The organism is Streptomyces sp. AC550_RSS872, assembly GCF_019049285.1.
GTDB lineage: Bacteria > Actinomycetota > Actinomycetes > Streptomycetales > Streptomycetaceae > Streptomyces.
The window spans coordinates 1-23,731 of the sequence record NZ_JAGMUL010000013.1 but is presented as its reverse complement, the minus strand read 5'-3'; the positions used below and the strand labels follow the sequence as shown (position 1 = coordinate 23,731).

Annotated in this window: 21 protein-coding genes; 6 read left to right on the top strand and 15 right to left on the bottom strand. The window is 72.3% G+C overall.

Annotation, left to right across the window (positions count from 1 at the left end):
- Positions 1-465 precede the first annotated feature (465 nt).
- Entirely contained in the window at positions 466-690 is a 225-nt protein-coding gene (locus KUM44_RS04635) for a hypothetical protein (RefSeq protein WP_217206438.1), read from the top strand.
- A gap of 227 nt (positions 691-917) precedes the next feature.
- Here the strand turns inward: KUM44_RS04635 and KUM44_RS04630 are convergent, their stop codons facing one another.
- Positions 918-1,898 (bottom strand): NAD(P)H-quinone oxidoreductase, encoded by a 981-nt coding sequence (locus KUM44_RS04630; RefSeq protein WP_217206437.1) that lies wholly within the window; start codon positions 1,896-1,898, stop codon positions 918-920.
- 239 nt (positions 1,899-2,137) lie between these two features.
- Here KUM44_RS04630 and KUM44_RS04625 point away from each other — a divergent pair, with 239 nt between their 5' ends.
- Positions 2,138-3,187: an ATP-binding cassette domain-containing protein gene (locus KUM44_RS04625; RefSeq protein WP_217206435.1), complete on the top strand. Its 1,050-nt coding sequence runs from the start codon at positions 2,138-2,140 to the stop codon at positions 3,185-3,187.
- Positions 3,184-4,032 (top strand): ABC transporter permease, encoded by an 849-nt coding sequence (locus tag KUM44_RS04620; protein WP_217206434.1) that lies wholly within the window; start codon positions 3,184-3,186, stop codon positions 4,030-4,032. The genes KUM44_RS04625 and KUM44_RS04620 overlap by 4 nt, the downstream gene beginning before the upstream one ends.
- Before the next feature lie 23 nt (positions 4,033-4,055).
- Here KUM44_RS04620 and KUM44_RS04615 read toward each other — a convergent pair whose 3' ends face one another.
- The 6 genes from KUM44_RS04615 to pdhA all read right to left on the bottom strand — a co-directional run bounded on the left by KUM44_RS04615 (position 4,056) and on the right by pdhA (position 11,255).
- Positions 4,056-5,180 (bottom strand): TrkA family potassium uptake protein, encoded by a 1,125-nt coding sequence (locus KUM44_RS04615; protein ID WP_217206433.1) that lies wholly within the window; start codon positions 5,178-5,180, stop codon positions 4,056-4,058.
- Complete coding sequence (locus tag KUM44_RS04610) at positions 5,177-6,622, bottom strand: molybdopterin molybdotransferase MoeA (RefSeq protein ID WP_217206432.1); 1,446 nt, start codon at positions 6,620-6,622, stop codon at positions 5,177-5,179. The genes KUM44_RS04615 and KUM44_RS04610 overlap by 4 nt, the downstream gene beginning before the upstream one ends.
- Positions 6,619-7,563 (bottom strand): NTP transferase domain-containing protein, encoded by a 945-nt coding sequence (locus KUM44_RS04605; RefSeq protein WP_308402488.1) that lies wholly within the window; start codon positions 7,561-7,563, stop codon positions 6,619-6,621. The genes KUM44_RS04610 and KUM44_RS04605 overlap by 4 nt, the downstream gene beginning before the upstream one ends.
- A gap of 67 nt (positions 7,564-7,630) precedes the next feature.
- A complete protein-coding gene (locus KUM44_RS04600) occupies positions 7,631-9,118 on the bottom strand; it encodes a dihydrolipoamide acetyltransferase family protein (RefSeq protein ID WP_217206430.1) in 1,488 nt (495 codons plus the stop codon).
- Entirely contained in the window at positions 9,118-10,122 is a 1,005-nt protein-coding gene (locus tag KUM44_RS04595; RefSeq protein WP_217206429.1) for an alpha-ketoacid dehydrogenase subunit beta, read from the bottom strand. The genes KUM44_RS04600 and KUM44_RS04595 overlap by 1 nt, the downstream gene beginning before the upstream one ends.
- Complete coding sequence (gene pdhA / locus KUM44_RS04590; protein WP_217206427.1) at positions 10,119-11,255, bottom strand: pyruvate dehydrogenase (acetyl-transferring) E1 component subunit alpha; 1,137 nt, start codon at positions 11,253-11,255, stop codon at positions 10,119-10,121. The genes KUM44_RS04595 and pdhA overlap by 4 nt, the downstream gene beginning before the upstream one ends.
- Before the next feature lie 190 nt (positions 11,256-11,445).
- Between pdhA and KUM44_RS04585 the strand changes: the two genes are divergently transcribed.
- Positions 11,446-11,931 carry an Lrp/AsnC family transcriptional regulator gene (locus KUM44_RS04585; protein WP_217206496.1) on the top strand — a complete coding sequence of 162 codons (486 nt, stop codon included), beginning with the start codon at positions 11,446-11,448 and terminating at the stop codon, positions 11,929-11,931.
- 167 nt (positions 11,932-12,098) lie between these two features.
- On the opposite strand, the gene KUM44_RS04580 is transcribed toward KUM44_RS04585, so the two are convergent.
- Together KUM44_RS04580 and KUM44_RS04575 are read right to left on the bottom strand one after the other, a co-directional pair.
- Positions 12,099-12,689 carry a TetR/AcrR family transcriptional regulator gene (locus tag KUM44_RS04580; protein WP_217206426.1) on the bottom strand — a complete coding sequence of 197 codons (591 nt, stop codon included), beginning with the start codon at positions 12,687-12,689 and terminating at the stop codon, positions 12,099-12,101.
- Positions 12,686-14,203 (bottom strand): 3-hydroxyacyl-CoA dehydrogenase, encoded by a 1,518-nt coding sequence (locus KUM44_RS04575; protein ID WP_217206425.1) that lies wholly within the window; start codon positions 14,201-14,203, stop codon positions 12,686-12,688. Before KUM44_RS04575 ends, KUM44_RS04580 begins: the two co-directional genes overlap by 4 nt.
- 160 nt (positions 14,204-14,363) lie before the next feature.
- Here KUM44_RS04575 and paaN point away from each other — a divergent pair, with 160 nt between their 5' ends.
- On the top strand, positions 14,364-16,055 hold the full coding sequence (paaN, locus tag KUM44_RS04570) for a phenylacetic acid degradation protein PaaN (protein ID WP_217206424.1): 1,692 nt from the start codon (positions 14,364-14,366) through the stop codon (positions 16,053-16,055).
- A 45-nt stretch (positions 16,056-16,100) separates the two neighbouring features.
- Here the strand turns inward: paaN and KUM44_RS04565 are convergent, their stop codons facing one another.
- From KUM44_RS04565 to KUM44_RS04555, 3 genes are read right to left on the bottom strand one after another with little or no spacing between them, the layout of a single operon-like run.
- A complete protein-coding gene (locus tag KUM44_RS04565; RefSeq protein ID WP_217206423.1) occupies positions 16,101-16,868 on the bottom strand; it encodes an RNA methyltransferase in 768 nt (255 codons plus the stop codon).
- Entirely contained in the window at positions 16,865-18,091 is a 1,227-nt protein-coding gene (locus KUM44_RS04560) for an HTTM domain-containing protein (protein WP_217206422.1), read from the bottom strand. The genes KUM44_RS04565 and KUM44_RS04560 overlap by 4 nt, the downstream gene beginning before the upstream one ends.
- Positions 18,088-18,909, bottom strand: a complete 822-nt coding sequence (locus tag KUM44_RS04555; RefSeq protein WP_217206421.1) for a DUF5819 family protein — start codon at positions 18,907-18,909, stop codon at positions 18,088-18,090. The genes KUM44_RS04560 and KUM44_RS04555 overlap by 4 nt, the downstream gene beginning before the upstream one ends.
- Before the next feature lie 247 nt (positions 18,910-19,156).
- Here KUM44_RS04555 and KUM44_RS04550 point away from each other — a divergent pair, with 247 nt between their 5' ends.
- On the top strand, positions 19,157-20,290 hold the full coding sequence (locus KUM44_RS04550) for an acyl-CoA dehydrogenase family protein (RefSeq protein ID WP_217206419.1): 1,134 nt from the start codon (positions 19,157-19,159) through the stop codon (positions 20,288-20,290).
- Positions 20,291-20,346: 56 nt separating this feature from the next.
- On the opposite strand, the gene KUM44_RS04545 is transcribed toward KUM44_RS04550, so the two are convergent.
- The 3 genes from KUM44_RS04545 to KUM44_RS04535 form a co-directional block, all read right to left on the bottom strand.
- Positions 20,347-20,676 carry a rhodanese-like domain-containing protein gene (locus tag KUM44_RS04545; protein ID WP_217206494.1) on the bottom strand — a complete coding sequence of 110 codons (330 nt, stop codon included), beginning with the start codon at positions 20,674-20,676 and terminating at the stop codon, positions 20,347-20,349.
- Positions 20,677-20,878: 202 nt separating this feature from the next.
- The gene (locus tag KUM44_RS04540; protein WP_217206418.1) at positions 20,879-21,784 is read right to left on the bottom strand and encodes a J domain-containing protein; all 906 of its coding nucleotides are present in this window, start codon (positions 21,782-21,784) and stop codon (positions 20,879-20,881) included.
- Positions 21,785-21,948: 164 nt separating this feature from the next.
- Positions 21,949-23,430, bottom strand: a complete 1,482-nt coding sequence (locus KUM44_RS04535) for a DUF2252 domain-containing protein (RefSeq protein ID WP_217206417.1) — start codon at positions 23,428-23,430, stop codon at positions 21,949-21,951.
- Positions 23,431-23,731: the final 301 nt, after the last annotated feature.

Genomic DNA, 23,731 nt, shown 5'->3' with positions numbered 1-23,731 from the left:
TCCGCCGCGCCCTCGGGTTTCCCTACGGCTGGCTCTGAGACCTCCTCCAGCTCCAGCCCGAGCCGCCCCAGCCCCACGGCCGAGTCCCGGCCGTCCGCCGGCACCACCGGTCCGTCCAGGTCCCCTTCGGCCTCCTCTGCCGGGTCGGGGGAGCCCGGGAGGCCCGGAAAACCTGGCAAGCCCGACAGGTCCGCGGAATCCCGGCCGGACAGGCAGGACACGCAGGACGGGCAGGGCAGGAAGGACAGGCATTCCGGGGCGTCCCCCACCTCCAGCGCTCACGGACCCGGCGCCTCCCGTCCCACCCCGTCCGACGGGCCCTCCCGGGCCGGGAGCCGGGCTGGTGAGGGGCGGGAGCGGCCGGGGCGGGAGAAGGGACCGCTGGAGGACGAGGAAGCGGCGGCGCACCACGAGCCGTACGGGCGGGAAGCCGACCGCGAGGGGAACGAGGAGGGAGACGGCGACGTGGGAAGGCCGCCGCCCGAGAGTCCGGACGGTGCCGACGAGGCCTCCACGGCCCCCCTCGCCCCGGCCGACCCGCCCGTACGGCAGCCCGTCGCGCATGCCGAGGACCCCGCCGAGCCCGTGCTCCAGGTCCTGCCGCTCGGGACCGGCCTGGTCCTCATCGGGCTCGGTCTGGGCCTCGCCTTCGTCGGTCTCCGGCTGCGACGCGGCCAGAGGGTGTTCTGAAAGTCCCGTGCGGTACCCGCGCCCGCCGCGGCAGCGGCTGGTGTCGCAGCCGGGGCGTGCCTTCGGCGTGGCGGACGAAGGCCCTCGATGGAAGCTACTTGGGCCTTTGGCCGGTGCGGCGAGGGCGCGTGCCGGGCGCCGCGGGTGCTGTGCGGGACTTTCAAAACACCCCTAGGACTGCACGGCGGGTCGGCGGGTCGGCGGGTCGGCGGGTCGGGCGATCGGGGCTATGGCACCACGAGGAGCACCTTGCCGACGTGACCGCTCTCCTCCAGCACCCGGTGTGCCTCGGCCGCGTCGTTCATCGGTACCTCGCGGTCGACGACCGGGCGTACATGGCCGGCGTCCAGCAGGGGCCAGACGTGCTCGCGTACGGCCGCGACGATCGCCGCCTTCTCGCCGAGGGGGCGGGCGCGCAGCGAGGTCGCGCTGATGGCGCCGCGCTTGGCCAGGAGCGCGCCGATGTTGAGCTCGCCCTTGACGCCGCCCTGCATGCCGATGATGGCGAGGCGGCCGCTGACGGCGAGGGCCTGGACGTTGCGGTCCAGGTACTTGGCGCCCATGTTGTCGAGGATGACGTCGGCGCCGGCCCCGTCGGTGGCCTTCTTGACCTCGGCGACGAAGTCCTGTTCCCGGTAGTTGACGAGGATGTCGGCGCCCAGTTCGGCGCACCGGTCGAGCTTCTCCTTGCTGCCCGCCGTGACGGCGACCTTGGCGCCGACAGCTTTGGCGAGCTGGATGGCCATGGTGCCGATGCCGCTGGAACCGCCGTGCACGAGCAGGGTCTCGCCGGGGCGCAGATGGGCCACCATGAAGACGTTCGACCAGACCGTGCACACCACCTCGGGCAGGGCGGCGGCCTGAGTGAGGCTCACGCCCTTGGGCACGGGCAGCAGTTGGCCGGCCGGTACGACGACCTTCTCGGCGTAACCGCCGCCGGAGAGCAGCGCGCACACCTCGTCGCCGACGGCCCACCCGGAGACTCCGGGACCGAGCTCGGCGATCCGGCCGGAGCACTCCAGGCCCGGGTAGGCGGAGGCGCCGGGCGGCGGGTTGTAGAAGCCCTGCCGTTGCAGGAGGTCGGCGCGGTTGACGGCCCCGGCCGCCACCTCGACCAGTACCTCGCCCTCACCGGGCACGGGATCGGGGACCTCGTCCCACACCAGCGCCTCGGGCCCACCAGGTTCGGGAATCGTGATCGCATGCATGGGACGGACGCTACTCCCCGGCCCGCACACCCCGGTGGGCGTACTCCCATCGGAGCCGTTCGTCCGGACGCCTGTACCGCATGCGCGCCCGCCGCCTCGGTCCGCGGTCCCATGTCCCTCGGTCCTTCGTCGGGTCCGTTCCAGAATCCCTGTGCGGCACCGATGAGTCTGCGCGACCGTAAAAGTCTCCCCATGCGTAGCCCAAGAACGCGGACGGCCACTCGGAAGGACCCCGAAGCATGAGCACGCAGACGACGTCCGGTCTCGCGATCGAGACCGCGGGCCTGGTGAAGACGTTCGGTGAGACGCGGGCCGTCGACGGCGTGGACCTCGCGGTTCCGGCCGGCACGGTCTACGGCGTCCTCGGCCCGAACGGCGCCGGCAAGACGACCACGGTGAAGATGCTCGCCACCCTCCTACGGCCCGACGGCGGTGAGGCCCATGTCTTCGGCCACGACGTCGTCCGCGAGGCCGACGAGGTGCGCGGCCGGGTAAGCCTGACCGGCCAGTACGCCTCCGTCGACGAGGACCTGACCGGCACCGAGAACCTGGTCCTGCTGGGCCGCCTCCTCGGACACGGCAAGCACGCAGCCCGCGAGCGGGCCGGGCAGCTCCTGGAGGCCTTCGGGCTGTCGGACGCGGCCGGGAAGCAGGTCAAGAACTACTCCGGTGGCATGCGGCGCCGTATCGACATCGCCGCGTCCATCCTGAACACCCCCGACCTGCTGTTCCTCGACGAGCCGACGACCGGTCTCGACCCGCGCAGCCGCAACCAGGTGTGGGACATCGTGCGCGCGGTCGTCGCCCAGGGCACCACCGTGCTGCTGACCACGCAGTACCTGGACGAGGCCGACCAGCTGGCGTCCCGGATCGCCGTCATCGACCGCGGCAAGGTGATCGCCGAGGGGACCAAGGGCGAACTCAAGGCGTCCGTCGGCGCCGGTTCCGTCCATCTGCGGCTGCGGGACGCGGCGCAGCGGCCGGATGCCGAGCGTGTGCTGCGGCTGGCCCTGGACGCGGACGTGGCGTTGGAGCCCGACCCCGTCGCGCTCACCGCCCGCGTCGGCTCCGGGGCGAGCAACGGCCAGGGCGCGGCGGAACAGGCCGCCCGCGCGCTCGCCGAGCTGGCCCGCACCGGCATCACCGTCGACAACTTCTCGCTGGGCCAGCCCAGCCTGGACGAGGTGTTCCTCGCCCTCACCGGCCACGACACGCACGACGCCGAGAACGCCGAGAACGCCAAGGACGACAAGGACGACAAGGACGACAAGGACGAGGTGGCGGCATGAGCACCGCGACGCAGACCGAGAGCAAGGAACTCGCCCCCGTCAGCGCCGAGTCACTCGCCGCGCTGCTGGTCTCCGGGGAACGGCCGCCGCGGCCCAGCGCCTGGTCGGCCTCGATGACCTTCGGCTGGCGGGCGATCCTGAAGATCAAGCATGTGCCGGAGCAGCTCTTCGACGTCACCGCGTTCCCGATCATGATGGTGCTGATGTACACGTACCTCTTCGGGGGCGCCCTGGCCGGGTCCCCGGAGGAGTACATCCAGTTCCTGCTGCCGGGCATCCTGGTGATGTCGGTCGTGATGATCACGATGTACACCGGCGTCTCGGTGAACACCGACATCGAGAAGGGCGTCTTCGACCGGTTCCGGTCCCTGCCGATCTGGCGGCCGTCGACGATGGTCGGCTATCTGCTGGGCGACGCCCTGCGCTACACGATCGCGTCCGTGGTGATGCTCACCGTCGGCATCATCCTGGGCTACCGCCCGGACGGTGGCGTCGGCGGGGTGCTGGCCGGGATCGCGCTGCTGGTCGCCTTTTCGTTCGCGTTCTCGTGGATCTGGACGATGTTCGGGCTGATGCTGCGCTCCGAGAAGTCCGTCATGGGCGTCAGCATGATGGTGATCTTCCCGCTCACCTTCCTGTCCAATGTCTTCGTCGACCCGAAGACCATGCCGGGCTGGCTCCAGGCCTTCGTCAACAACAGCCCGATCACCCATCTGTCGTCGGCCGTCCGCGGGTTGATGGGCGGCGACTGGCCGGCGGACGAGGTCGCCTGGTCGCTGGGCTGGGCGGGATTGTTCGTGGCGGTCTTCGGGCCGATCACGATGCGGCTGTACAACCGCAAGTAGCCGCGCCGGGCGCCGAGGGCGCCTCAGGCCCCCGGGGGAGTCATGGGCTTCAGCCCCGGGGGCAGACGCCGCTCATCAGGTGTGACCTGACTGCCCGGCGTCGCCCGCACGATCGTGATGAGCCGGTCCGTCAACTCCAGTGTCCCGACGGCCGGATCGTCGTATCCGAGCACCCGGTGTCCGCGTACGACACTCACCACGAGGTCGTCCGTCTGCCGCGGGCTCTTGCCCACCTCGGCCTTTATGACCGGCCGTTCGACGATGTCGAGCCCGCTGCCCTGCTGGATCAGGTCCTCCAGGACCATGCCGGCGGCGGGGCTGAGCACGGAGAGGCCGAGCAGCCGGCCGGCGGCGCTGGCGCTGGTGATGACCGCGTCGGCACCGGACTGCTTGAGCAGCGGGGCGTTCTCCTCCTCGCGGACCGCGGCCACGATCTTCGCGCCACGGTTGAGCTGCCGGGCCGTCAGGGTCACCAGGACGGCGGTGTCATCCCGCTGCGTGGCGATGATGATCTTCCGCGCCTTGTGCACCTCGGCCCGCATCAGCACCTCGCTGCGCGTCGCGTCCCCCGTGACCCCGGCGTATCCGTCGGCGACGGCCGCGTCGATCACCTTGGAACTGGGGTCGACCACGACGACCTGGTCCTTCCTCAGTCCGGTCGCGCAGACGGTCTGGATCGCCGATCGCCCCTTCGTGCCGAAACCGACGACGATCGTGTGGTCGCGCAAGGTGGACCTCCAGCGGTTCAGACGCCATTCCTCCCGGGTCCGTTCGGTGAGGACCTCGAGCGTGGTGCCGACCAGGATGATCAGGAACAGCACCCGCATGGGCGTGATGACGAAGATGTTGGTGAGCCGGGCGGCGTCACTGACCGGGGTGATGTCGCCGTATCCGGTGGTGGAGAGGCTGACGGTCGCGTAGTAGAAGGCGTCGAGCAGGTCGACGGAACCGTCGGAGTTGTCGTTGTAGCCGTCGTGGTCGGCGTAGACGATCAGCGCGGCCGCCACGAGCAGCGACAGGGCCAGCAGGACCCGCTTGGCGACCTGCCGGAACGGATGCTCCACGATCTTCTTCGGGAGTTTGACCCGATAGGTCGCGACTCTCTCGTCCGCCCCGCGGGCAATCGCGTCCTGGCCCGGAAGTTTCACGTGAAACACACCTCGATGCCGGCGAGCGCCCAGGGCAGGTCGAGCAGTTCGGCCTCCTGGCCGGCACGAATGCCGCCCGGCGGGACGACGGCGACGGCATCGGCCGCCGCCATGCCTCGCAGCATGGCCGGACCGTGGTAGTGCAGCGGCACGGCATGGTCACCGCGCAGGACGACGGGGATGAGCCGGGTGTCGTACGGATGCCCGTGTGCCGCGTCCCTCAGGGGCAGCGTGTAGGGCTCCGGTGCGGGGCGCGCGGCCAGCGTGCGCAGCAGGGGTTCGGCGAGCGTGAGCAGGCCGGAGACGGCGGCGAGGGGATTGCCGGGCAGGCCGACGAGGTGCTGGTGCTCCTTGATGCGGGCCAGCAGCATGGGGTGGCCGGGGCGCACCTTGACGCTGTCCACCAGGAGTTCGGCGCCGATGCGGCGCAGGGTGGGGTGGACATGGTCGACGGGTCCGGCCGCGGTGCCGCCGGTGGTGACGATGAGGTCGGCGCGGGAGGTCGTGAGGGCCTTGTGCAGGGCCTTGGCGTCGTCGCCGAGTCGGCGTACGGCGGTGACCTCGGCGCCGAGTGCCCGCAGCCAGGGCGGCAGCATCGGGCCGAGGGCATCACGGATCAGCCCGTCGTGCGGCAGCCCCTTGGTGAGCAACTCGTCGCCGAGGACGAGGACTTCGACGCGGGGGCGGGGCACGGCGCTGAGGGTGTCGTATCCGGCGGCGGCTGCCAGGCCGAGCACGGCCGGGGTCACGAGGGTGCCGACGGCGAGCAGGTGATCGCCGTTACGGCACTCCTGGCCGCGCGGGCGGATGTCCTGACCGGGCTGGACCTCCCGGGTGGCGTGCAGTTGGCCCTTGGAGTCGGTGCGGCCGTGCTCACTGCGCAGAACGGCGGTGGTGTCCGGCGGGATACGGGCGCCGGTCGCGATCCGGACGGCCTCGCCGTCGGTGAGCGGCTCGGGCTCGCCGTGCCCGGCCAGAACGCCCTCTTCCCGTACGGCCCAGGGGCCGGGGCCCGCGATGGCCCAGCCGTCCATGGCCGAGGTGTCGAAGGAGGGCAGGTCGGTGAGTGCGGTGAGGGGGGCGGCCAGGGCGAGGCCGAGGGCGGCGTCGAGCGGGACGGAGACGGGAGCACGGCCGGCGGCCCGGGCGGCGGCCAGAGCGGCGCGGGCGGCGATCTCGCGGGCCTCGGGCCAGGGGGTGGCCTTGTGGTGGCGGTCCGACGTGGGCTGGTCGGGCTGGTGGCGGTCCGACGCGCGCCGGTTCGACGTGTGCCGGTTCGACGTGTGCCGGTCCGGCTGGTCGGGGCCCGTCGCGGGCGGGGTGGGTGCGGGCACGTGGTCGCCAGGGGTGTGGTGGCCGTTGTCTTCGTTCACGAGGGCGAGCACCTCCTCGACGTCGAGGTCCTCGGCGTCCTCGTCCGCCCGGGTGCCGCGGGGGGTCATCCGGCGTCCGGGCGGGTGCCGGGGGTGGCGTCGGGGGCCGCGTCGGACTGGGCGGCGGCCTCCTCCGCCCAGCGCAGGGCGAGCGCGGCGGCCTTGCGGGAGGCCTCGGCGACGGCCTCGGGGCCGCCCTGGCCGCCCTTGGCCTGCGCTGCCGCGTACCCGACGAGGAAGGTGGTCAGCGGGGCCGCGGGCCTGGCCACGCCGTGGGCGGCGTCGCGGGCGAGGTCCAGCAGCAGCTTGGTGTCGACGTCGAGGTCGAGGCCGAGTTCGTCCTTGACTGCGGAAATCCATTCATCCAACACGTGCCCATGCTCCCTGATGCGTGCCCTGGCGGTGGCGATGTCGTCCCAGGTGTCGCAGTCGAAGGACGCGACGGGGTCGGGGACGCGGGTGAGACCGAGTGCGCCGGTCAGCCGGCGCAGGGGGAGGCCGGTGAGGCCGTCGTTCCCCCGGGTGAGCGCGGCCAGTTCGCGGCGCAGCACGGGCGCGCGGTACGCGGCGACGAGGGGCTGGTCGCGGCCGTCGGCGTCGGTGAGCAGCGCGCCGTCGGCCTCGCCGGTGAGCAGCGCGGTCAGCAGCCGCCGTACCGTGCGCTCGTCGAGGAAGGGCAGGTCGGCCGAGAGGACGACGACCTGCTCCGCGGTGGTGTGCCGCAGCCCGGCGTCCAGGGCGGCGAGCGGGCCGCCGCCGGGCGGGTCCTCACGGGCCCAGGTCACCGGCCGCACGGTCGGCCGGGGCTCGGCGACGACGACGGTGGTCCGCGCGTCGGCGCAGGCGGCGAGCACCCGGTCCAGCAGCGGGCGCCCGCCCACGCGCACGCCGGGCTTGTCCACACCGCCGAGCCGCCGCGCGCCGCCCCCGGCGAGGACGACGGCGTCGTAGGCGACGTCATGTCCGGCAGTGGCGGCGTCTTGTGCGCCCGTCGGTTCGTACGCGGTCACCCCCCGAGTATGCGTGCCTCCACGATCACAGGGAACGCAGGGGAAGCGGCAGGCCCCGGGGGATCCGTCACAGCGTGCGCAGCAGCACCGCCGGGTGTTCGACGCAGTCCGCCACATAGCGCAGGAAGCCGCCCGCCGTGCCGCCGTCGCAGACCCGGTGGTCGAAGGTGAGCGAGAGCTCGACGACCTGCCGGACCGCGAGCTCGCCCTCGTGCACCCATGGCTTGGGGATGATGCGGCCGACGCCGAGCATCGCGGCCTCGGGGTGGTTGATGATCGGTGTGGAGCCGTCGACGCCGAACACGCCGTAGTTGTTCAACGTGAAGGTGCCGCCGGTGAGTTCCGCGGGCGTGAGGGTGCCCGTGCGGGCCGCCTCGGTCAGCCGGGCGAACTCCGCGGTCAGCGACTCCGCGTCCCGCGCGTGCGCGTCCCGTACGACCGGGACGACGAGTCCGCGGTCGGTCTGCGCGGCGAATCCGAGGTGCACCTGGTCGAGTTGGACGACTTCCCTGGCCTCCATGTCGACCGTGGAGTTGAGCTCGGGGAACCGGGCCAGGGCGGCGGTGCAGATCCGGGCCAGCAGGGCGATCAGGGAGATCTTCGGCCCGCCGGCGGCGTTCATCGCGGCGCGCGCCCGCATGAGCTCCGTCGCGTCGGCGTCCACCCAGCAGCTGGCGTCCGGGATCTCCCGACGGCTGCGGGAGAGCTTGTCGGCGACGGCGCCTCGGATGCCCTTGAGGGGGACCCGGATGCCGGCCGGGGCGGCGGAGGAGCGGACGGGGGGCTGCGCGGGCGGCACGGCTGCGGTGGGCGCCGGTGTCACGCGCGGGTGCGGTTCGGCGGCCGGCTGCGCGGTGCGGCCGTGCACCTCGGCGGCGCGCAGCGCGTACTCGACGTCGGCCCGCAGGATGAGCCCGTCGGGCCCGGAGCCGTGCAGCTCCCGCAGATCCAGGCCGTGCTCGCGGGCGAGGCGGCGCACGAGCGGGGAGATCACGGGCACGGGTCCCTCGCCCCGGGTCTCCTCGTCGGCCGGTGCGGCGTCACGGCCGTGACCTGCGGGGCCATGCCCTGCGGGGCCGTGGCCCGCGGCGCTGTGCCCGGCCGCCGTGCCGACGGGTCGCGCCACGCTCTCGGCGGGCGGTGCGGCCTCACGCGTGGCGGCGCCGTTCGCCGACTGGGCGGCCGACGGCGTCGGGGCGGCCGGCCGCACCCTGCGGCGCCGGGCCGGTGCCTCGGAGGTGCCGTACCCCACCAGCACGTTCCCGGAGCCCTCGGACTCGGAGCCCTCGGACTCGGAGCCGGAGGCGGGGGCGCCGACGGCCACCGTCAGCAGCGGCGCGCCCACGGGAAGCTCCGTGCCCTCCTCGCCGAACCGAGCCGTGACCACACCGGCGTAGGGGCAGGGGATGTCCACCATCGCCTTGGCCGTCTCGACCTCGACGACCGGCTGGTCGACGGCGACGACGTCACCGACCTCGACCAGCCAACGGACGATCTCCGCCTCGGTGAGTCCCTCCCCGAGATCGGGGAGCTTGAACTCGAGCACCTGGGCCATCAGCTCTCCGCCTCCCATTGCAGACGCCCCACGGCGTCCAGGATCCGGTCCACGCCGGGCAGGTGGTGACGCTCCAGCATCGGCGGCGGATAGGGGATGTCGAACCCGGCCACACGCAGCACCGGCGCTTCCAGGTGGTGGAAGCAGCGCTCCGTGACCCGGGCCGCGATCTCCCCTCCCGGTCCGCCGAACCCGCCCGACTCGTGTACGACGACCGCCCGTCCGGTCCGCCGTACCGAGGCGCTGACCGTCTCGTCGTCGAACGGCACCAGCGAGCGCAGGTCGACGACTTCCAGGTCCCACCCCTCGTCCCGGGCCGCCTCGGCGGCTTCGAGGCAGACGGGCACGGACGGTCCGTACGTGATGAGCGTGGCGCTCCTCCCCGAGCGCCGCACCACCGCGCGGCCAATCGGTTCAACGCTCGGCGGGTCCTCCGGGTTCCAGGTGTCCTTCGACCAGTACAGCCGCTTGGGCTCCAGGAAGACCACCGGGTCGTCGGAGGCGATGGCGGCGCGCAGCAGCCCGTAGGCGTCGGCGACGGTCGCGGGCGTGACGACATGGAGCCCCGGAGTCGCCATGTAGTACGCCTCGGAGGAGTCGCTGTGGTGCTCGACGCCGCCGATGCCGCCGCCGTAGGGGACGCGGATCGTGATCGGGAGCGGCATCTTGCCGCGCGTGCGGTTGCGGGTGCGGGAGACGTGCGAGATCAGCTGCTCGAACGCCGGGTAGGCGAACGCGTCGAACTGCATCTCCACGACCGGGCGCAGGCCGTACATGGCCATGCCCACCGCCGTGCCCAGAATCCCCGCCTCGGCGAGCGGCGTGTCCGTGCAGCGGTCCTCGCCGAACTCCTTGGCGAGTCCGTCGGTGACGCGGAAGACGCCGCCGAGGGCGCCGACGTCCTCGCCCATGACATGCACGGACGGGTCGGCTGCCATGGCGTCGCGCATCGCGCGCGTGAGGGCCTGCGCCATGGTGGCCGGCTTGACGGCGACGGTGGTCATCGGTGCGACCCTTCCGACTCGGCCTCGAGCTCGGCCTTCAACTGGGCCTGTTGTTCGCGCAGTTGCGGGGTGGGCTCGGCGTACACGTGGGTGAACAGGTCCATCGGGTCGAGCGCCGGGTCCTGGTTCATGCGTTCGCGCAGGTCGGCGGCCATGGTCTCGGCGGCATCGCGGGCGGCCTGGATGCCGGTCTCGTCGATCAGGCCGCGCTCGGTCAGCTCGTGCTCCAGGAGGGCGATCGGGTCGTGCCCGCGCCAGGTCTCGACCTCGGAGTCCCCGCGGTAGCGGGTCGCGTCGTCGGCGTTGGTGTGGGCGTCGATGCGGTAGGTGACCGCCTCGATCAGCGTCGGGCCGCCGCCCGCGCGGGCATGCCGTACGGCGTCGCTCAGCACCTCGTGCACGGCGGCCGCGTCGTTGCCGTCGACCAGGCGGCCGGGCATGCCGTAGCCGACGGCCTTGTGGGCCAGCGACGGGGCCGCGGTCTGCTTGGCGAGCGGGACGGAGATCGCGAAGCCGTTGTTCTGGACGAGGAAGACGACCGGCGCCTGCCATACGGCGGCGAAGTTCAGCGCCTCGTGGAAGTCACCTTCGCTGGTGCCGCCGTCGCCGACCATGGCGAGCGCGACCACGTCGTCGCCCTTGAGGCGGGCGGCGTGTGCGAGGCCGACGGCGTGCGGGAGCTGGGTGGCGAGCGGCGTGCACAGGGGGGCCACGCGGTGCTCGTACGGGTCGTAGCCGGTGTGCCAGTCGCCGCGCAGCAGGGTCAGGGCCTGCACGGGGTCCAGTCCGCGCGCCACGGCGGCGAGGGTGTCGCGGTAGCTGGGGAACAGCCAGTCGCGGTCCTCGAGCGCCAGCGCCGCGGCGACCTCGCAGGCCTCCTGCCCGGTGCTGGACGGGTACACCGCGAGGCGGCCCTGCTTGGTGAGCGCGGTCGCCTGCGCGTTGTACCGGCGGCCCCGCACCAGCTCGGCGTACAGCCTGCGCAGCAGGTCCGGGTCGGCCTTCGTGGCCGCCTCGGTGCCGAGGACGCGGTAGGGCTCGGCGTCGGGCAGCAGCGGCGCGGGGTCCATACGGGGCTGCCAGGCGGGCGGCGGCGATGGCCGGTACGCGCCTCGCTGCTCCATGACCGTCATGACGGCACCTCCTCGTGGGAGTGGCTACGGGAGGCGCGTCGACTGTGAGGCGCCTCACCTACCGATTGTTCGGTCGTCGGCACATTTTGGCTACAGGCACCCTCAGGCTGTGGACAAACGGTTCTCCACAGCCTCCAATGAACGCAGTACGTCCACGGGAGGAAGGTGGGGGGACATGGTGCCTGAACAAATGGCCGAAAGCCCGGACGGCAGCGCCCCCCTGCCACCGGCGCGCCCGCTCGACGCCATCGATCAGGACATCCTCCAGATGCTCCAGGCGGACGGCCGCGCGTCGATACGGTCGGTCGCCGAACGGGTCCATGTCTCCCGCGCCAACGCCTACGCCCGCATCAACCGTCTCGTCGAGGACGGCGTCATCCGCGGTTTCGGCGCCCGCGTCAACCACGAGCGCGCGGGTCACGGGACGTCGGCGTACATCACCCTCAAGATCGTCCAGAACACCTGGCGCACGGTCCGCGAGCACCTCCGCCAGCTGCCCGGCGCCTCGCACATCGCCCTGGTGGGCGGCGACTTCGACGTGCTGCTCCTGGTGCACACCCCCGACAACCGGGCGCTGCGCGAGCTGGTCCTCACCCGGCTCCAGGCGATCCCGGAGGTGCTCAGCACCCGCACCCTGCTGGTGTTCGAGGAGGAGGACCTGGAGCCGCAGGGCTGAGCATCCGTCCCGGCCCCTGAGTCAGCCGGAGGCCCGTCGTGGCTGGTCGCGCCCACGCGGCGGGCCGCATGTCGATACAGCCCCGCGCCCCTTGGGGCGCCGGCACACCGCAGCTGATTTCGCCTCGGTCGATGCCGGAGGCATCCATCAGCCGGCCTGCGGAGTCCTCAGTGCTCCTTGCGCAGCCCTCCGAACACCAGCCGCACCACCGTGTCGGCCACCTCGCGCTCGTTCATCCCGCGGCCGTCCGGGCGGTACCACTCCACGATGGAGTTGATCATCCCGAAGACGAGCCGGGTCGCCAGGCGGACCTCCACGTCGGCGCGCACCTCGCCGTCCGCGGCGGCGGCCTTCAGGAGTCCGGCGACCTGGTGGTCGAAGTCGCGGCGGCGTTCCAGGGCCCACCGCTCGGTGTCGGTGTTGCCGCGGACGCGCAGCAGCAGCGTGACGTACGGCAGGTCGGTTATGAGCACCTCGACCATGCGCCGGACGACGTACTCGAGGCGGTCGGCGGCGTGGCCCACGCGCGCGTGCTCCTCGTCGAGGATTCCGAAGAGCCCGTCGAGCGCCCGGCTGACGGCGCGGCGCAGCAGCTCCTCCTTGCCCGTGACGTGGTGGTAGATCGACGACTTGGAGATGCCGGCCGCCTTGGAGAGGTGCTCCATGGACGTGCCGTCGTAGCCGCGCTCGTTGAAGACCCGCACGGCTACGGAGAGCAGCGTCTCCGGGGTGTACGTGTCGCGCTTGGCGGTGGTCATGAGGTGTTGCCCTCCCGCTTGTCGGAGGCGTACGCGTGGCGGTACAGCGCGAGGGACGGCGCGTAGCGCCCCGAGGGGTCGCGCAGGTGCAGGTCGTCCAGGAGGGCGTACGCCCAGTTGCGTCCGAGCCTGCGGCTCCACTCGAAGGGGCCGAGCGGGTAGTTCACTCCCAGGCGCATCGCGGTGTCGATGTCCTCCTCGGTGGCCACGCCCTTGGCGACGGCGTCGTGCGCCAGGTCGACGATCCGGGCGACCGTGCGGGCGACGATCATGCCGGGGACGTCGCCGATGACGCTGACCTGCTTGCCGAGCGCCTGGAAGAGGCCGGTGGCCTCGGCGAGGGTGTGCGGCGAGGTGTCCTGGGAGGCGGACAGAGCGATGCGGGTGGCCCGGCGGTAGTCGAGGGCGAGGTCGAAGTAGACGACGTCCCGGAACTCCACCGACGTCTGGCCGTCGGCGAGCGCGAGCTGGCCGCCGCTGGGCAGCACCAGGCGGCTGCCGTGGTCCTCGTCCTCCTCGCGGACCGGGATGCCCGCCTCGCGGATCAGCGCGAGCACCTCGGAGGCCGGGCCCAGGTCGCCCTCCGCGACGACATAGGCGGGCGGGGAGGCCTTCTCCGCGGTGTGCGGTTCGTCCGGCTCGACGTCCTCGGCGTAGTCGTACCAGCCCTGCCCGCTCTTGCGGCCGAGCCGGCCGGACTCGACCAGGCGGCGCTGGGCGAGCGAGGGCGTGAAACGCACGTCCTGGAAGAAGGACTGCCACACGGAGTGCGTGACGGACTCGTTGACGTCCTGCCCGATGAGGTCGGTCAGCTCGAAGGCGCCCATCTTGAAGCCGCCGCACTCGCGCAGCACGGCGTCGATGGTGGCCGGGTCGGCGCCCTGCGCCTCGTGGACGGCGAAGGCCTCGGCGTAGAAGGGCCGGGCGATGCGGTTGACGATGAAGCCGGGGGTGTCGGCGCAGGCGACCGGCGTCTTGCCCCACGCCCGTGCCGTCTCGTACGCGCGCGTGGCGTACGTGACGTCCGTGGCGAACCCGGAGACGACCTCGACGAGGGGGAGCAGCGGGGCCGGGTTGAAGAAGTGCAGGCCCACGAAGCGGCCGGGAAGCCGCAGGGCGCCGCCGATGGCGGTGACGGACAGGGACGAGGTGTTGGTGGCGAGCAGGCAGTCCTCGCCGACGATGCCTTCCAGCTCCCGGAACAGCTCCTGTTTGACGTCCAGGCGCTCCACGACGGCCTCGACGACCAGGGCACAGTCCGCGAGGTCGGCGAGGGCCTCGGCGGGCAGCAGCCGGGCGCGGGCGGCGTCCCGGTCGGCGCCGGTGAGCCGGTCCTTCTCGACGAGCCGGTCGAGCCGGGCGCCGATCGCGTCGGAGGCGGCACGGGCGCGCCCGGGAGCGGCGTCGTACAGCCGTACGGGATGGCCCGCGACCAACGCGACCTGGGCGATGCCCTGGCCCATGGTGCCGGTGCCGACAACGGCCACGGGGCTGCTGAGGTCGAGTGCTGTCATGTGCGCGATCCTCCCGCACGGGGTTTTCCACAGATGCGGCGGACCCCCTTGAACCGACCGATCGTTCGGTTACTCTAACTCTGACCGCCTGTTCCTGCCCATGTTTCTGCCCAGGTCATGAGCTCGACGGAGAGCTCTGGAATCGAGGAGTTGGTCCCGCATGGCCGCCGAACTGACCGCCCACGAGCTGATCGCCAAGCACCGGCCCACCCTCGACCAGGCGCTGGAGGCGATCCGCACCCGCGCGTACTGGTCCCCGCACCCCGAGCACCCCAAGGCCTACGGCGAGAACGGCAGCCTGGACATGGCGGCGGGCAAGGCCGCGTTCGACGCCCTCCTCGGCACCCGCCTCGACCTCGGCCAGCCCGGCACCGACGGCTTCGTGGGCGGCGAGGTCTCCCCGTACGGCATCGAGCTGGGCGTCGAGTACCCGCACGCGAACATCGACGAGCTGCTTCCGGCCATGAAGTCCGGCATGCGCGCGTGGCGGGGCGCGGGCGCGGAGATCCGCGCGGTGGTCTGTGTGGAGATCCTCAAGCGGATCAGCGACCGGACCCACGAGTTCGCGCACGCGGTCATGCACACCTCCGGCCAGGCCTTCATGATGGCCTTCCAGGCGGGCGGCCCGCACGCGCAGGACCGCGGCCTGGAGGCGGTGGCGTACGCGTACGTCGAGCAGGTCCGCACGCCCGAGACCGCGGAGTGGACCAAGCCGCAGGGCAAGCGCGACCCACTCGCGCTGAACAAGCAGTTCACGCCGGTCCCGCGCGGCATCGCGATGGTCATCGGCTGCAACACCTTCCCGACGTGGAACGGCTACCCCGGCCTGTTCGCGTCCCTCGCCACCGGCAACGCGGTCCTGGTCAAGCCCCACCCGCGCGCGGTGCTGCCGCTCGCGCTGACCGTGCAGGTCGCACGGCAGGTGCTCGCCGAGGCGGGCTTCGATCCGAACCTGGTCGCACTGGCCGCCGAGCGCCCCGGCGAGGGCATCGCCAAGACCCTCGCCACCCGCCCCGAGATCCGCATCATCGACTACACCGGCTCCACGTCCTTCGGCGACTGGCTGGAGTCCAACGCCCGCCAGGCGCAGGTCTACACCGAGAAGGCCGGCGTCAACTCGGTCCTCGTCGACTCCACCGACGACTACAAGGGCATGCTGTCCAACCTGGCCTTCTCCCTGTCCCTGTACAGCGGCCAGATGTGCACCACCCCGCAGAACCTGCTCGTCCCCCGCGACGGCATCCGCACCGACGAGGGCCCCAAGACCTACGACGAGGTCGTCGCCGACCTCGCCCGCTCCGTCGACGGCCTCCTCGGCGACGACGCCCGCGCGAACGCGCTGCTCGGCGCGATCGTCAACCCGGACGTGAAGGCCCGGCTGGAGGCTGCGGCGGGGCTGGGCGAAGTCGCCCTCGCCTCACGGGAGATCGCCAACCCGGAGTTCCCGGACGCGGTGGTCCGTACGCCGGTGATCGTGAAGCTGGACGGGGCGAAGCCGGACGACGAGGCCGCGTACATGAGCGAGTGCTTCGGGCCGGTGTCCTTCGCCGTGGCCGTCGACTCGGCGTCGGACGCGGTGGAGCTGCTGCGGCGGACCGTGCGGGAGAAGGGGGCGATGACGGTCGGGGCGTACACGACCGACGACGAGGTCGAGGGCGCGGTTCAGGAGGTCTGCCTGGAGGAGGCGGCGCAGTTGTCGCTGAACCTCACGGGCGGGGTGTACGTGAACCAGACGGCCGCGTTCTCCGACTTCCACGGGTCCGGGGGCAACCCTGCGGCGAACTCGGCGCTGTGTGACGGGGCGTTCGTGGCGAACCGGTTCCGGGTGGTGGAGGTTCGTCGGGAGGCCTGAGAGCTCGGGAGGTGTGGTGAGTGCGCGGCTGCCGGTTCGTTGTGGCTAGTCGCGCAGTTCCCCGCGCCCCTGAAAGGGCGCTCCCGTGCCGGCGCTCCAGTGGTACAGCGTCATCGCCACGCTCGTCGCCAAGTTGTAGCTGGAGACCTGGGGGCGCATCGGCAACGCCACCAAATGGTCGGCGCGCGCGCGTAGTTCGGCCGACAGGCCGCTTCGCTCCGAACCGAAAGCGAGGACGGCGTCGTCCGGGAGCTTGATGCCCCGGATGTCGTCGCCCTCCGGGTCCAGGGCGTACAGCGGACCTGGTGGCAGCTCGGGCACCGTCAGCCGCTCCACGGCCGTCGCGAAGTGCAGGCCCGCCCCGCCGCGTACGACCGTGGGATGCCAGGGGTCCAGCGTGCCGGTGGTGACCACCCCGGTGGCGCCGAAGCCGGCGGCCAGGCGGATCACCGCGCCCGCGTTGCCGAGGTTGCGGGGGTGGTCGAGGACCACGACGGGGGCGGTGCGCGGGATGTGCGCCAGCTTGTCGAGGTTGGCGGCGCGGGACGGACGTACCGCCAGGGCGGCCACGGCCGTGGGGTGCGGGCGCGGCACCAGGGACGTGTACGTCGATTCCGGGACCTCGGTCAGGAGCGCGTCCAGGGGGTCCCGTACGTCCGGCGCCAGTTCCTCGGCGAGGGCGAGCGCGGCGGCCCGGTCGACAGCGACCGCCACGGGGACCTCGGCTCCGAAGCGCACGGCGTGCTTGAGGGCGTGGAAGCCGTCGAGCAGCACCGAGGTGCCGGCGAGCCGGTTCCAGGAGGTCACGGTCATGCCGTGAAGCCTACGTGCGCGTGCTCCGGGTTCTCCGGGGTACGGGGTCCGGGGAGTTCCGTACGGTCGTCACCGCGCCGCAGCAGCCGCGACAGGCCGCCACGCGCGCGTGCCGCCCAGTCGCCGAGCCGGCGCAGGAACGTCGTCGGCAGGAAGACCGCGTCCGCCGCGATCATCGCCAGGGAGAAGAACGGCAGTCCGAGGACGACCGCGATCACGGCGTGCTCGGTGATCATCGCGGCGAGCAGGACGTTCTTGACCCGCCGGTTGAACAGCGTGAACGGGAAGGCGACCTGCACGATGACCGTGCCGTAGGTGATGAGCATCACCATGAGGCCGCTGGACGACAGCAGCTCGGCGAGGGCGGGCCAGGGCGAGAAGTAGTCGAGGTGCAGCGGGTAGTGGACGGCGGTGCCGTCCTGCCAGCGGGAGCCCTGGATCTTGTACCAGCCGGCGGTCGCGTAGATCAGACACGCCTCGGCCATGATCACCAGCAGCGCGCCGTTGTGCACGATGTTGCCGATGACGTCGAGCAGGATGCGGGGCTCGGCGGTCGACGCGCGGCGGCCCACGAGCCACCGCACGGCCTGCGCCAGCCAGACGCCCCAGAGGATCAGCGGCACGGTCAGGTCGCCGTCGAGGCGGCCCGTCGCGGTGACCGCGACCAGCGCGACGCCGAGCGCGCTCCACAGCAACGGGCCAACCCGGTCGGGCCGGTTCCGCTCGCCACGCGCGCGTGCCTCGCGCGCGAGCCTGGCCCGGCGCTCGTCCAGCGACCAGACCTGGCCGCACCGTGTGAACACGAGGTAGACGCACATCAGGTGCAGGACGTTGTCGCCGCCGTCGCCCATGAAGATGGAGCGGTTCTGTAGGGAGAGCACGCCCACCATGAACAGCAAGGACATCGTGCGGGTGCGCCAGCCGAGCAGCAGCAGAACGCTGGTCAGCACGGCGAGGGCGTAGACACTCTCGAACCAGAACTGGCCGCTCGACCAGATCAGGGCGGTGAAGGAGCCGTTCGTGCCGATCAGCTGCTGGGCCAGGTCGAAGTCCCAGGGGCCGTCGGGGCCGTACAGCTCCTGGCGGTGGGGGAACTCACGCAGCAGGAACAGCAACCAGGTCGCGGTGAAGCCGATACGGATGACGGCCGTCTGGTAGGGGCCGAGGGCGGCCTCGGTGACCCGGGCGATGGCCGCGGAGATCGCGAGGGCGTAGCGGTTCACCGGGCGCCCTCCTCGGTCCCGCGCAGGGCACCCGCCCCGCCCGCACCATCGGCTTTGTCCGCCTGCACGGACCACCAGGGCAGCATCCGATCGGTCGGCTTGTCCGAGACCTGCTCGTCGCTCCACTTCGGCGGCCGCACGTTGGTGGTGCGGGAGCGCACCTGGACGCGCTCGACGACGCCGCCGTCGCCGGCCGCGTTCGCCCGCTCGAGGCGCAGCTCCACTATGTGCCGCAGATAGGTCTCGGACAGCGCGCCGCGCAGGCCCACGGGACGGTTCTGGGCGTCGTGCGTGGCGACGAAGAAGTCCCAGGCCCGGCGCAGCTCGTTCTGCTGGGTGTGGCTGGGCAGCAGATTGCCGTCGATGGCCCGGCCGTCCTGGGCCGACAGGTCGTACCAGCGGGTGGTGCGGGTGCCGCCGTCCGCCGTGCCGACCTGGGCGCGGACCTGCACCGCGATGTTCTGCTGGAGCGGATTGGGGGCGAACAGCTTCCAGTTCTGTTCGAACTCCGGGTATATCCAGTCGTCGATCGCCTTGCCGTGCTGCTTGGTGACCGTGTTCGGCGGGGCGACGTGCAGGAAGACCATGCCTATATGGACACAGACGGCTATGGCCACGACCGCGAGGGCGAGCGCGGCGCCGATCTGGTACCGCAGGGAGAGGGCGGCCACGCCGGTGCGCGGCTCGGGGGGCGGCGGGACGGGAGCGGCGGCGACGCGGGGAGGAGCGGGCGGGGACGCGACGGCGGGCGGGGCGTCCTGCGGCTCCTCGTCCGGCCCGTGCCGGGCGGCCGAGCCTGCGTCGTGCGCGTCTGCCATTCCGCTTCGTTCCCCGATTCCGGTTCCGGTCCGTCTGCCCTCAGCTCTCGCACGGGAACGGTACTCAGGCCCACCCGCCGGGCACAGCCCCTTCCGGGCCGCCGTTGCCCACACCTTACGGGGGTCCTACGAGCCCGTACGCGGAGCATTCCCTTCTTCTAGAACCTGTTCTATCTTGACGCTCCGTCAGATCGACACTGTCAGATCGATACCGTCAGATCGCCGTGCGTGTGGAAGGGCAGGGACCGTGGACTTCACCTTCACCGAGGAGCAGCAGGCGGCGGCCGAGGCGGCGCGCGGGGTGTTCGCCGGGGTCGCGCCGGACGCGGTGCCCTCCCCCGCGCTCACGCCGGGTGCCGTCGCCGACGAATTCGACCGCGCGCTGTGGGGCCGGCTGGCGGACGCGGACCTGCTGAGCCTGCTGCTCGCGGAGGAGTACGGCGGGGCCGGCCTCGACGCCGTCGCACTGTGCCTGCTGCTGCGCGAGTCGGCGAAGGTGCTGGCCCGGGTGCCGCTGCTGGAGAGCAGCGCCGCGCTGGCCGCCGTCCAGGCATACGGCAGCCCCGAGCTGAAGGCCGGGCTGCTCGCGCGAGCGGGGCGCGGCGAGGTCGTGCTGACGGTCGCCGCGCACGGCCGCACCGGCCACGACCCCGCCGAGCTCGCGGTGACCGCCCGGCAGGACGGTGCCCGGTGGGTGCTGGACGGCGTGCAGACCGCCGTGCCCTGGGCGTACGACGCCGATCTCGTCGTCGTCCCGGCCCGTACGGTCACCGACCGGACCGTCCTCGCGCTGGTGCCGCGCGATACGGAGGGGGTCTCGCTCGGCGAGCAGTTCTCGACCAGCGGGGAACGGCTGGGGGAGCTGCGGCTGGACTCGGTGGGGCTCGCGGCGCGGGACGTCATCGACGCCGAGGGCGCCTGGGAGTGGCTGCGGGAGCTGCTGGCCACCGGAACGTGTGCGCTGGCGCTCGGGCTCGGTGAGCGGGTGCTGGGGATGACCTCGGACTACGCGAGCAAGCGGGAGCAGTTCGGGTATCCGATCGCCACGTTCCAGGCGGTCGCCGTGCAGGCTGCCGACCGCTACATCGACCTGCGCGCGATGGAGGCCGCACTGTGGCAGGCCGCGTGGCGGATCGCCTCGGGAGCGCCAGGCGCGCTGCCCGCATCCGCGGACGTGGCCGTGGCCAAGATCTGGGCCTCGGAGGGCGTACGGCGGGTCGTGCAGACGGCCCAGCATCTGCACGGCGGCTTCGGCGCCGACGTCGACTATCCGCTGCACCGGTACCACGCCTGGGCCAAGCACCTGGAACTGGCGCTCGGCCCGGCGGCGGCGCACGAGGAGGCGCTGGGGGATCTGCTGGCGGCGCATCCGCTGGCGTGACCCGCGGACCCGGGGTGCCCCTGCCCTACAGCACGTACCCGGACTGCACCCCTGCCCTACAGCACGTACCCGGACTGCCCCTCGTCGTTCACCACGGGGCGTCCCACCGCCGCCCACACCTGCATGCCGCCGTCGACGTTCACCGCGTCGATGCCCTGCTGGACCAGGTACATCGCGACCTGCGCCGAGCGGCCACCGGAGCGGCAGATGACATGGACGCGGGCGTCCTGCGGGGCGGCCTCGGTCAGCTCGCCGTAGCGGGCGACGAACTCGCTGATCGGGATGTGCAGGGCGCCTTCGGCGTGGCCCGCCTGCCACTCGTCGTCCTCGCGGACGTCCAGGAGGAAGTCGTCGTCCTTGAGGTCGGTGACCTCGATCGTGGGCACGGCAGATCCGAAGTTCATGGATCCGACGCTACCTGAACGCTGCGCCGGCTGAGCGGGGCTCCTAGGGGGAGAGTGGGGTCTGCCGTCTGGAGGGTGCGGGTCTCGGTGTGGCTGGGCGCGCAGTTCCCCGCGCCCCTGGGGGCGTTTCCGTGCCCCTGGCCCAATGGTGCCGGCAGCTCAGTTGCCGAATAGTCCCGGCCGCTCAGTTGCCGAGTAGTGCTGCCAGTTCTGCTTCCCGTTCCGCTACCTGCGCCAGGAGCTGCTCGGCGATCTCCTCGAGGAGGCGGTCGGGGTCGTCCGGGGCGAGGCGGAGCATCGCGCCGATCGCGCCCTCCTCCAGCTCCTTGGCGACCAGCGTGAGCAGTTCCTTGCGCTGGGCGAGCCATTCGAGGCGGGCGTAGAGCTCCTCGGCGGGGGTGGGGCCCTGCTCCTTGGGCACCGGTCCCGCGGCCCACTCCTCGGCCAGCTCCCGCAGCAGCGCCTCGTCGCCACGGGAGTACGCCGCGTTGACCCGGGTGATGAACTCCTCCCGCCGGGAACGCTCGGCCGGCTCCTGGGCGAGATCGGGGTGGGCCTTGCGGGCCAGCTCACGGTAGAGCTTGCGGGCCTCGTCGCTGGGGCGCACCCGCTGCGGCGGCCGTACCGGCTGCTCGGTGAGCATCGCGGCGGCCTCCGGGGACAGCCCTTCGCTGTCCATCCAGCCGTGGAACAGTTCCTCGACCCCGGGCATGGGCAGCACCCGGGCGCGGGCCTCGTCGGCCTTGCGGATGTCCTCGGGGTCACCGGTGCGGGCGGCCGTGGCCTCGGCGATCCGGGCGTCCAGCTCATCGAGGCGGGCGTACATCGGGCCGAGCTTCTGGTGGTGCAGCCGGGAGAAGTTCTCCACCTCGACGCGGAAGGTCTCCACGGCGATCTCGTACTCGATCAACGCCTGCTCGGCGGCCCGCACGGCCCGCTCCAGCCGCTCCTCGGGCCGCTCGGCCCCGCCTTCGGCCGTCACCTGCGCCTCACCACCCTGATCGGCTCCACCGACGGGCACCTCGGCACCGCCGCGCGTCCCCGCACCAGCGGGCTCGGCCTGGGACTGCTCAGCTTCGGGCGTCGTCACCCGACCAGCGTAGGCCACGTTGTGACTGCGTCAGCTGAGCCGGAACCCGGGTACCGCTGCCCGGGCGGCACCGGTGTTGTCGCGGGCCTGCTGGGGCTGCCGCCCCAGACCCCGCTGTCGGCCCTTCGGGCCTCGTCCTCAAACGCCGGAGGGGCTGAAAGACGTCACACCCCCACCTCCGCCGCGATCCGCCCCGCCCGGACCGCCCCCACCAGCGCGCTGTGGTCCGCCTCCGTGCGGTCGGCGTAGCTGACGGCGAACGTGGCGATCGCCTCGTCCAGTTCCTCGTTCTTGCCGCAGTAGCCGGAGACCAGCCGGGGGTCGGCGCTGTGGGAGTGGGCGCGGGCCAGGAGGGCGCCGGTCATGCGGGCGTAGTCGTCTATCTGGTCGGCGGCCAGGGCTGCCGGGTCGACGCTGCCCTTGCGGTTGCGGAACTGCCGCACCTGGAAGGGGAGCCCGTCGACCGTCGTCCAGCCCAGGAGCACATCGCTGACCACCTGCATGCGCTTCTGGCCGAGGACCACGCGCCGCCCCTCGTGCTCCGCCTCCGGCACCTCGAAGCCGGCCGTCACCAGGTGGGGGAGCAGGGCCGACGGACGAGCCTCCTTCACCTGGAGGACCAGCGACTCGCCCCGGTGGTCCAGGAGCAGGACGACATAGGAGCGGGTGCCCACGCTGCCCGTGCCGACCACGCGGAAGGCCACGTCGTGCACCGCGTGCCGGGAGAGGAGGGGGTGGCGGTCCTCGGAGAGCGTGGCGACGTAGCTCTCCAACGACGCCGCAACCGCGGCCGCCTCCGCGTCCGCGACCCGGCGCAGCACGGGCGGGGCGTCGACGAACCGGCGGCCGCCGTCCTCGGTCGGCTCCGTGGACTTCGCCGCGAAGCGACCGCTGGTGTTGGCCCGCGCCTTCTCCGCGACCCGCTCCAGCGTGCCGAGCAGATCATGGGCGTCGGTGTGGGAGACGAGCTCCTCGTCCGCGATGGCGTTCCACGCGTCCAGCACCGAGAGTTTGGCCAGCAGTCGCATGGTGCGCCGGTAGGCACCGACCGTGTCGTGCGCCGCCTTGCGGCACGCGTCCTCGTCGGCGCCCGCCTCCCGGCCGGCCAGCACCAGCGAGGTGGCGAGCCGCTTGAGGTCCCACTCCCAGGGGCCGTACAGCGTCTCGTCGAAGTCGTTCAGATCGATGATCAGGCCGCCGCGCGGGTCGCCGTACAGGCCGAAGTTGGCCGCGTGCGCGTCACCGCAGATCTGGGCGCGGATCCGGGTCATGGGCGTGCGGGCGAGGTCGTACGCCATGAGACCCGCCGAGCCGCGCAGAAACGCGAAGGGCGTCGCCGCCATCCGGCCGACCCTGATCGGGGTGAGCTCGGGAAGCCGGCCGAGGTTGGACTCCTCGACAGCTGCCACGGCGTCGGGACGCGCGGCGTCGACATCGAGAAGGGCGTGCTCACCGCGCGGCACCCGCCTGCGCAGCGCCTTGCCCTCCTCCTTGGGCGAGCCACCGCCTGGCCACTCGGCGAAGCCGCGCACCCGGGGCAGCCGACGCGCCGCGGATGCCGACAGCACCTCCGACGACGACTCCGACGCCACCGCGGCCGCCTCCTCCGCCGCAGCACCCGCAGCACCCGCACCGACCTCGGTCATCTCGACCGCCTCCCCCGCTCACGCACGACCGTCACCACGAACATCGACACGAACATCAACTCGTGCCGACGTTACAGCCGGTGGCCGAAACGCGTCAGACCCTGTGGACAACTCCGCGGCGCCGGACGCACCGGCTGTGGAAAACCCGACCGGCAACCGGGCTGGAAACCAGGCTGGAGAAGTCGGCTGGAGAAGTCGGCTGGAGAAGTCGGCTGGAGAAACCGCAACGGAAAAGTCCTCCCGCAGAACCGACCTCAGCAGCCCCCAGACCCCGCCCCGCCCCCCAGATACGTCTTCGCCC

What these genes read in the sequence shown, in the direction of transcription:
- KUM44_RS04565 (WP_217206423.1), bottom strand. Translation starts at nt 16,868, where the DNA reads ATGACCGTGACCTCCTGGAACCGGCTCGCCGGCACCTCGGTGCTGCTC.
- pdhA (WP_217206427.1), bottom strand. Translation starts at nt 11,255, where the DNA reads ATGACGGTCATGGAGCAGCGAGGCGCGTACCGGCCATCGCCGCCGCCC.
- KUM44_RS04585 (WP_217206496.1), top strand. Translation starts at nt 11,446, where the DNA reads ATGGCCGAAAGCCCGGACGGCAGCGCCCCCCTGCCACCGGCGCGCCCG.
- KUM44_RS04535 (WP_217206417.1), bottom strand. Translation starts at nt 23,430, where the DNA reads ATGACCGAGGTCGGTGCGGGTGCTGCGGGTGCTGCGGCGGAGGAGGCG.
- KUM44_RS04620 (WP_217206434.1), top strand. Translation starts at nt 3,184, where the DNA reads ATGAGCACCGCGACGCAGACCGAGAGCAAGGAACTCGCCCCCGTCAGC.
- KUM44_RS04625 (WP_217206435.1), top strand. Translation starts at nt 2,138, where the DNA reads ATGAGCACGCAGACGACGTCCGGTCTCGCGATCGAGACCGCGGGCCTG.
- KUM44_RS04600 (WP_217206430.1), bottom strand. Translation starts at nt 9,118, where the DNA reads ATGGCCCAGGTGCTCGAGTTCAAGCTCCCCGATCTCGGGGAGGGACTC.
- KUM44_RS04610 (WP_217206432.1), bottom strand. Translation starts at nt 6,622, where the DNA reads ATGACCCCCCGCGGCACCCGGGCGGACGAGGACGCCGAGGACCTCGAC.
- KUM44_RS04575 (WP_217206425.1), bottom strand. Translation starts at nt 14,203, where the DNA reads ATGACAGCACTCGACCTCAGCAGCCCCGTGGCCGTTGTCGGCACCGGC.
- KUM44_RS04595 (WP_217206429.1), bottom strand. Translation starts at nt 10,122, where the DNA reads ATGACCACCGTCGCCGTCAAGCCGGCCACCATGGCGCAGGCCCTCACG.
- KUM44_RS04580 (WP_217206426.1), bottom strand. Translation starts at nt 12,689, where the DNA reads ATGACCACCGCCAAGCGCGACACGTACACCCCGGAGACGCTGCTCTCC.
- KUM44_RS04555 (WP_217206421.1), bottom strand. Translation starts at nt 18,909, where the DNA reads ATGGCAGACGCGCACGACGCAGGCTCGGCCGCCCGGCACGGGCCGGAC.
- paaN (WP_217206424.1), top strand. Translation starts at nt 14,364, where the DNA reads ATGGCCGCCGAACTGACCGCCCACGAGCTGATCGCCAAGCACCGGCCC.
- KUM44_RS04630 (WP_217206437.1), bottom strand. Translation starts at nt 1,898, where the DNA reads ATGCATGCGATCACGATTCCCGAACCTGGTGGGCCCGAGGCGCTGGTG.